We start from the raw sequence: 8,443 nt of genomic DNA, 5'->3' as shown, positions 1-8,443 counted from the left end.
TCTTTAAAACTGTGTGGTCGAACTTGCTTCGAGCCTGACATATGGCAGAGTCAGTGACCTGGATTTTATGCGTCTTGAAGTAAGTCAGATTCTGCTGGCGAATAGAGCCGCTTGTCAGAGAAGCGATAAAACGAGCAATACGGGAAAGGCCAATTTTTCTGTTTCGCGTGAAGGCTTCGCCTTCAATCAGGGAACGATCCGGGCAGTCTGCCAGACCGTCCAGGTAAGAATAGAAGATTTGGCGATACTGTTTAGGGGATTTCGAATGGGTCAAAATAACCACCTCCGAAATCCTTCGGATTATGGATTAGTTCCGAGTTTCGGTCTGTCAAGTGCCATATTCGGATAATTTATAAACTTTTGGAGCAACTCCACTGCTTGTGTTAAAAATCAAAAAAACGAGGAGCGAATTCCGCATGGAAGACACTCCTTAACTTAATGACATTGAGAAGAAAATATGAAGAAATTTGATGTTGTTATCGGAAAAAAGCTATATCAACATGGTATCGCTAAACAGATTAGGACAACATTTATATCAACGAGACGAATAAACCAATCTTTATATTGTTGTTGACAGGGGCCTTTTCATCGTCATTGGCCCCTTTTTGTATTGGCAGACCTTATTATCAGGAAATTCTAACGCATCGAACTTATGTTCCTTTATTCCTTTATAATGGATACGGATATACAAACAGATGACGAGACTGGAGGTGAAGCGATGAAAAAAATCATAGAATTCCGAAAATACCCTCTGGACCTGGTCCTGGATAAGCTTCTGATGGATAAAACCACGGGCAAGCCAATCATATGGGCGACGAACAGCTACAGCGAATTTGGAGAGACGTATTGTGATCGGTTCACCATCACATTGGGGGCTCTTCAAGGAATCAATCCAGTCCTCATTCAGCCTCGTGCCTTTAAAGCCATCGAAACCCAGCAGCAAAGAACAAAATCCAAAGCGGAGGTCTTCACCCCTTCCTGGATCGTGAATAAGATGGTCAACCAACTGGATGCAGAGTGGCTTGGGAGATCAGAAGTTTTCAATATTGAGGATGAGCAGTCTTGGAAGACGAATACTCAGAAGATCGATTTCAAAGACAAAAAATGGAAAGACTACATCGACCAGTCTGTTCTTGAAATTACTTGCGGTGAGGCCCCCTTCATCGTTTCCAGATACAACGCATCAACCGGAGAGATCATTCCTATTGAGGATCGTATCGGAGTACTCGATAGAAAATTGAGAGTGGTCACAGAGAATACAGACAACGAAGAAGACTGGCTGAAATGGACAAAGCGCGCATTTGAAAGCGTGTATGGATATGAATACCAGGGCGATAATCTGTTGATTGGGCGAATCAATCTGTTGATGACCTTTCTGGATTATTACCAGAGTGTATGGAAGAAAGAAGCAGATAAGAGTCTTTTGACATCCATCACAAATATCATTACTTGGAATTTCTGGCAGATGGATGGCCTGAATGGGACGGTTCCGCTTGGTGTTCCGCAGCCACTCATTGAACAGATGACATTGTTTGACTTTGAAGAAGAACAAGAAGAAAAAGCTCCACTTTGCAAAATAAGAAAGTGGAGAGCAAAAAAGGCCATTTTATATAAAGAGATAGAGACGAAAGAAGGAAACGATATGGGTAAGAAAAAGTGGGACATCGTGATCGGGAAAAAGATGATTTCGGATGGTATCACTAAACATAACGGACCATTTCCAATATTGATGGGACAGGAAAACCAATCGTTATATTGTTGCGGTTAAGGCCGATTCTCCAGAAATATTCTGCGTGATCGGCCGTTTTCTGTTGATTAAAACTCGCGCGGCAGACAGTATAATACAGACGAGCTCATTCGGGACCGTATACCAAAAACAAATTATTGTTAAAGATTGACATTTAAATATGCTTTTCATAGATGACGATAGAACTTCGATCAAGAGAATAAACAATGAGAAGAAGTTCATCGGATTTCAGAGCAAGGAGGAAAAATAATGGCAGACAACAAATTGCAGGAACGCGACGAACTGCACCGCTCTATCTGGGCAATTGCAGATGATCTAAGAGGAGCTGTAGATGGTTGGGATTTCAAGAACTATGTACTGGGGACCATGTTCTATCGTTATATTTCAGAAAATCTTGCAAATTATGTAAATAAGGGTGAAGAAGAAGCGAATGGTGAACCGTTTGATTACGCCTCTATGTCCGATGAAGATGCTGAAGAGGCAAGAGAAGGACTGATTGAGGAAAAAGGATTCTTTATTCTTCCCTCTGAACTTTTTTGTAATGTTGTAAAAAGAGCTCCCACAGATGAAAATCTGAATGAAACTTTGGAAAAAGTTCTACATCATATCGAAGATTCGGCAAGAGGAACCGAATCTGAAGGCAATTTTGCAGGTCTGTTCGATGACTTTGATGTCAATTCCAACAAGCTGGGCAGTACTGTGGCAAAGAGAAACGAGAGGCTGGTGCAGCTGTTAAATGGCGTGGCCAATATGAAACTCGGTGATGTTCAGGATCACCAAATCGATGCTTTCGGGGACGCCTATGAATACCTGATGTCTATGTACGCTTCGAATGCTGGAAAAAGCGGAGGTGAATACTTCACTCCACAATATGTTTCCACTCTCCTTGCACAGCTTGCAACGATTGGAAAAGACAAGATCAATGCTGTTTATGATCCAGCATGTGGATCCGGGTCTCTGCTTTTATCCGCAGAAAAAGTACTAGGCAAAGACAATATCCGTGATGGCTTCTTTGGTCAGGAGATCAATATCACGACCTACAACCTTGCCCGAATCAATATGTTCCTTCACGATGTGGAGTTTGATAAATTTCACCTTGCCTGTGATGATACGTTAATTAACCCTGTCGACTGGGACACGGAACCGGTAAATGGATTTGAAATGATTGTGAGCAACTATCCTTACAGTAAGAAATGGAAAGGAGATTCTGATCCGCTGCTGATCAATGATGAACGTTTTTCACCAGCAGGAGTTCTCGCCCCTAAAGCCAAGGCAGACATGGCATTTCTGATGCACATTGTTTCCAGACTGGCCCCAAACGGAACAGCAGCCGTAGTCTGCTTTCCTGGAATTATGTACAGAGGTGGCGCAGAACAGAAAATCCGCAAATATTTGGTCGAACAGAATTATGTTGACGGAATCATTCAGCTCCCGGCCAATCTGTTCTTCGGCACATCAATTGCTACCTGCATCATGGTGCTGAAGAAAGGCCGTAGTACAAGCGATATTCTCTTCATGGACGCTTCCAAAGAATTTGTCAAAGCCACCAATACTAATGTTCTGTCTGATGAAAACATCCAGCATATTGTGGATGCCTATAAAGAAAGAAAAGACATCGAGCACTTTACCCATGTTGCCCCAGAATCAGAAGTGGCCGAGAATAACTTTGATTTATCCGTTTCAAAATATCTAGAGCCGGAAGACACCAGAGAAAAGATAGATATAAGAGAGCTAAACAAACAAATCGAGTCTATCGTTACCAGAGAAAACGAACTAAGAGCAGCTATCGACAAGATCATTGCAGAAATCGAGGCAGACTAATGAGCAAGTTGAATGAATTGATGCAACAGAGTTGTCCGAACGGAGTGAAATATGCAACATTAGGGGAATTAGGAACATTTCTTGGAGGATTATCAGGAAAATCCAAAACCGACTTTAGTGATGGGAACGCAACGCTAATAACTTACAAAAACGTCTATATGAACCCATCACTTAATATGAATGTTGATGATAAAGTCAAAATCTCCGTTGGAGAGAAGCAGCGTAAGATCGAGTATGGTGATGTTTTGTTCACCGGTTCATCCGAGACACCTGATGAATGTGGTTTTTCTTCAGTGGTGACTCAAGTTCCAAAAGAAGATATGTATTTAAATAGCTTTTGTTTTATCTTTCGATTGCATGATCTGAGTATTTTCTTGCCTGACTTCTTGAAACACTTATTTAGATCAAGCGAACTAAGGAGACAAATCGGAAAAACCGCAAATGGAGTTACTCGATACAACGTTTCAAAAAAGCTAATGGGAAAGGTTAGAATCCCCATTCCTCCGCTTCCTGTTCAACAAGAGATTGTGCGAATCCTTGATACATTTACCGAGCTGACCGCTAGAAAGAAACAATATGAGTACTATCGGTCAGAACTCCTGAAAGGGTATCAAACTGTAGAGCTTAGAGAAGTAGTTAAAAGCCATAAAACAGGTGCTACACCCAAAAAAGGAAAGTCTGTTTATTATGAGAATGCAACCATCCCTTGGATCAGAACCCAAGATGTACGTTTTAACGAGATTGAATCAGTAGATTCTTATATAACTGAACAAGCCGTTAAAGAAACCGGGGCCAAATGGATACCAGAAAACTGCGTGATTGTTGCTATTTCAGGAGCTACAGCTGGCCGCTGTGCCATTAACAAACTAGTTGCAACGACAAATCAGCATTGCCTAAATCTGGAAATCAATCCATCAAAAGCTATGTATAAGTATATCTTTTATGCAGTGGCTAATGCCTATGATGATCTTATCGCCATGAAGCAGGGTGCCCGAGGCGATTTAAACTCTTCATTGATTATGTCTTTAAGGATCCCGTTACCATCCTTGCAACAACAAGAGCATATTTTAAGAATCTTAGGCAATTTAGATTCTATTAGTTCAAGTTTAGAATCAGGTCTTCCTGCCGAAATTGCAGCTCGCCAGAAACAATATGAATACTATCGGGATAAGCTGCTTACTTTCAAAGAATTCAAACCAGAAGGAGCTGATTCCAATTGACCGGTATTGATCTGATTGCTGCTACCTCTGATAATACGGTCGTTTCAGAATACACGCCTTTAAAGCGCCGTTCTGATGCGTATCAGAGTGAGGCGGATCTTGAGAAAGAATTTATACAGATGCTCTGCGAACAGGGCTATGAATATCTTCCAGTTCATAAGGAAACAGAGCTGGAATCCAACCTTCGTTTTCAGCTGGAAAAGCTGAATGACATCACTTTTTCCGATAACGAATGGAAGCGGTTCTTTAACGAGAATCTGGCCAATCCCAATGAACATATTGTTGAAAAGACCAGAAAGATCCAGGAAGACTATGTACAAGTACTCAAACGAGATGATGGAAGCTCCAAAAACATCAAATTGATCGACAAAGACTATATTCATCACAATATCCTGCAGGTCATCAACCAATATGAAGTATCCAAGGCGGAAGGAGTAAGACATAACAACCGCTATGATGTGACTGTCCTCGTCAACGGCCTTCCAATGGTTCATATCGAGCTAAAGCGGCGAGGAGTTGCTATTCGGGAAGCGTTCAATCAGATCGACCGATATCAGAGAGATTCCTTTTGGGCAGGCAACGGTCTGTTTGAATACATCCAGATCTTCGTAATCTCCAATGGGACAGAAACAAAATATTACTCGAACACGACGCGGTTCAATGCTGAAAGAGAGCACGAAAGAGCGGGTGGAAGCAGAAAAAAGACAAGCAACAGCTTTGAATTTACTTCCTATTGGTCAGACGCCAACAATCGGATCATACCTGATCTGGTCGACTTTACCAGAACGTTTTTTGCGCGCCACACTTTGCTTAATATATTGACAAAATACTGCATCTTTACGGCAGAAGACATGCTGATGGTTATGAGACCGTATCAGATTACAGCAACCGAACGGATTCTCAATCGCATCGCTATCGTGGAAAACTATAAATACTACGGTTCTGTGAAAGGCGGAGGCTACATCTGGCATACAACTGGCTCTGGCAAAACGCTGACCAGCTTCAAAACAGCCCGACTAGCTTCCAGCCTGCCATACATTGACAAGGTACTGTTTGTGGTGGATCGGAAAGATCTGGACTATCAGACAATGAAGGAATATGACCGCTTCGAAAAAGGAGCAGCCAACTCCAATACGTCCACGAAAGTGCTGACAAAACAGCTTTCAGATCCAAATGCGAAGATCATAATCACAACGATCCAGAAGCTGTCTACTTTTATCAAGAAAAACCCAAAACACCCAGTATTCGACCAAAAGGTCGTCATGATCTTTGATGAATGTCACAGAAGCCAGTTTGGGGACATGCATCGAGCTGTGATCAAGAATTTCAAGAAATATGAGATGTTTGGTTTTACCGGAACGCCGATTTTTGCAGACAACGCCACCAAGGCTGGAAAAAATGGATTCTTCACAACAGCTCAGACATTTGGAGATCAACTGCATACTTATACCATCGTGGATGCGATTCGAGACAAAAACGTTCTCCCTTTCCGGGTCGACTACATTAAGACCATCGATTCCGAGAAGCAGGAGGAGGATGATGAACTGATCTACAGCATCGATCGTGAGAAAATCATGATGGCTCCAGAGCGAATCTCGATGGTTACAAAATACATTCTTGAACACTTCGATCAAAAAACCTACAGGAATAGCAGAGTGTACTCCTTTAATAAGCTCTCCAATGTCGCTGAAGTTGCTTCAGGCAAGCAGGGTGCTGTAGAGGAGATCAAAAGTAAGCAAAGACTATCCGGTTTCAATTCTATTCTTGCAGTATCCAGCGTTGAAGCAGCGAAAGCTTACTATCAGGAGTTCAAGAAGCAGATGAAAGCTGATCCTTCTAAGAAACTGAGAATCGCCACGATCTACAGCTATGGTGCCAATGAAGCGGAACCTGATGGAATTCTCGAGGATGAAAATTCAGAGGATACGACCAGGCTGGATCAGACATCCAGAGATTTTCTGGAGTCTGCGATCGAAGACTATAACAAGGTATTCGGCACAAATTACAGCACCGGCAGCGATAAGTTCCAGAACTACTACAAAGATGTGTCATTACGGATGAAGAACAAGGAAATCGATCTGCTGATCGTAGTCGGTATGTTCCTTACAGGATTTGATGCAACAACCCTGAATACACTCTGGGTCGACAAGAATCTGAAGATGCACGGATTAATTCAGGCATTTTCCAGAACAAATAGAATCCTGAACTCTGTTAAAACGTTTGGTAACGTTGTCTGTTTCCGCCCGCTAAAGAAACAGGTAGACCAGGCAATTTCTCTGTTTGGAGATAAAGACGCAGGTGGAATCGTGCTGCTCCACAAATTCAGTGATTATTACAATGGTTTTGAAGCAAGGGTAAACATCAGCCAGGTTATGTAGAAATGATTCATGACCTTCTTGAAAAGTTCCCGCTTGATGAAGAACATATTGACAGTGAACAAAGCCAGAGAGAATTTATCAAACTGTTTGGGGCAATCCTGAGAATGCAGAACCTCCTGAAGTCGTTTGATGACTTTAAGGGAAAAGAGATTATATCGGAGCTCGATTTACAGGACTACCAAAGCCGATATCTGGACCTGAAAAACGAATGGAAAGATAGACAGATTGAGAAGACAGACGTATCCAACGATGTTGTTTTCGAAATCGAACTGATCAAACAGGTTGAGATCAATATTGATTACATCCTGATGCTTGTGGAAAAGTATCGGAAGAGCCATAAAAAAGACAAGGAAGTGCTTGTACAAATTGAAAAGGCTGTCGGAGCAAGTCCTGAGCTGAGAAGTAAAAAAGAGCTGATTAAAGATTTTATCGACCAGCTTAATGGCAAAGAGGATGACAGTGAAGACATCGCAAGTGAATGGAATGAATTTGTCGATGAGAGACGTACAACCGAACTGACGCAGATTATTGCAGAAGAAAAGTTGAGACCAGAACCAACATGGCAGTTCATGGAGGAGGCTTTTCAGGCGGGTGAATTGCGAACTACCGGTACGGGGGTAAATGAAATATTACCGCCTTCATCCAGGTTCAACAAATCCGGTAGAGAAGAGAAAAAGCGAAAAACTATCCTTCGTCTTGGTCAGTTTTTCGACAGATTCTTTGACATCAGTTCAAACGGAAGCTTACGTATAGGAGGTTAAATGCTAGCCGAATCTTTACGTGACAATAATTTCTGTTTTTGGTGCCCTTAGTTTTGCCGAATGAAAACTAGAAAGGACTGACTCCACCCTCATGGAGCCAGCCCTTTTCTGCGTTCATCACTATTTCATCGGTTCTCGCTTGACCTTCGTAACCTTTTGAAATTTGCACGGGCTTAGATCCTCCGGTTCCAGTCGATATTCTGTATTCGACTAGAACTGGAGGATTTTATGCATAATTATCTGTTTTCCAAATCCCGTGAACTGAATCAGGAACAGTGGATGAACCTGGTTGATCAATATCAGGTGTCAGGTCTGACTCAGGCTGGCTTCTGCGTCCAAAACGGCCTGGCTTTATCCACCTTCCAGTACTGGCGCAGAAAAGCTGCCGCCGTATCGCCTGCTTCAGCGGCTCTTGAATTCGTAGAAATTGACAGGACGGTCTTCCTGGATTTGGAAGGATCAGACGAGAGTCCAAAGCCGGTGATTGAAATCACTGACAGCGACCGAACGATCCGT

The 8,443-nt window shown here is 42.4% G+C and carries 7 protein-coding genes; 6 read left to right on the top strand and 1 reads right to left on the bottom strand.

Annotated elements, in window-relative coordinates; genetic code table 11:
* Positions 1-274: hypothetical protein (locus tag BO222_RS13430; RefSeq protein WP_143356892.1), on the bottom strand; the 274-nt coding region annotated here is incomplete at its 3' end.
* Positions 275-718: 444 nt separating this feature from the next.
* Between BO222_RS13430 and BO222_RS01530 the strand changes: the two genes are divergently transcribed.
* The 6 genes from BO222_RS01530 to tnpA form a co-directional block, all read left to right on the top strand.
* Positions 719-1,768: a hypothetical protein gene (locus BO222_RS01530; protein ID WP_075857277.1), complete on the top strand. Its 1,050-nt coding sequence runs from the start codon at positions 719-721 to the stop codon at positions 1,766-1,768.
* A gap of 228 nt (positions 1,769-1,996) precedes the next feature.
* Positions 1,997-3,568 (top strand): type I restriction-modification system subunit M, encoded by a 1,572-nt coding sequence (locus BO222_RS01525; protein ID WP_075817747.1) that lies wholly within the window; start codon positions 1,997-1,999, stop codon positions 3,566-3,568.
* Positions 3,568-4,788, top strand: coding sequence for a restriction endonuclease subunit S (locus BO222_RS01520; RefSeq protein ID WP_075817745.1), 1,221 nt, complete (start codon positions 3,568-3,570; stop codon positions 4,786-4,788). The genes BO222_RS01525 and BO222_RS01520 overlap by 1 nt, the downstream gene beginning before the upstream one ends.
* The gene (locus tag BO222_RS01515; protein ID WP_198931980.1) at positions 4,785-7,166 is read left to right on the top strand and encodes a type I restriction endonuclease subunit R; all 2,382 of its coding nucleotides are present in this window, start codon (positions 4,785-4,787) and stop codon (positions 7,164-7,166) included. Before BO222_RS01520 ends, BO222_RS01515 begins: the two co-directional genes overlap by 4 nt.
* Positions 7,167-7,168: 2 nt before the next feature.
* Positions 7,169-7,927, top strand: a complete 759-nt coding sequence (locus BO222_RS13910) for a type I restriction endonuclease subunit R, EcoR124 family (RefSeq protein WP_198931979.1) — start codon at positions 7,169-7,171, stop codon at positions 7,925-7,927.
* Positions 7,928-8,155: 228 nt separating this feature from the next.
* Positions 8,156-8,443: IS66 family insertion sequence element accessory protein TnpA (gene tnpA, locus BO222_RS01510; RefSeq protein WP_198931968.1), on the top strand; the 288-nt coding region annotated here is incomplete at its 3' end.

It is taken from the genome of Ileibacterium valens, assembly GCF_001945525.1.
Classification (GTDB): Bacteria; Bacillota_I; Bacilli_A; order Erysipelotrichales; family Erysipelotrichaceae; genus Ileibacterium; species Ileibacterium valens.
The sequence above is the reverse complement of the archived record's forward strand: the minus strand, read 5'-3'. Positions and strand labels throughout refer to the sequence as shown.

What these genes read in the sequence shown, in the direction of transcription:
- BO222_RS01525 (WP_075817747.1), top strand. Translation starts at nt 1,997, where the DNA reads ATGGCAGACAACAAATTGCAGGAACGCGACGAACTGCACCGCTCTATC.
- BO222_RS01520 (WP_075817745.1), top strand. Translation starts at nt 3,568, where the DNA reads ATGAGCAAGTTGAATGAATTGATGCAACAGAGTTGTCCGAACGGAGTG.
- BO222_RS01530 (WP_075857277.1), top strand. Translation starts at nt 719, where the DNA reads ATGAAAAAAATCATAGAATTCCGAAAATACCCTCTGGACCTGGTCCTG.
- BO222_RS13910 (WP_198931979.1), top strand. Translation starts at nt 7,169, where the DNA reads ATGATTCATGACCTTCTTGAAAAGTTCCCGCTTGATGAAGAACATATT.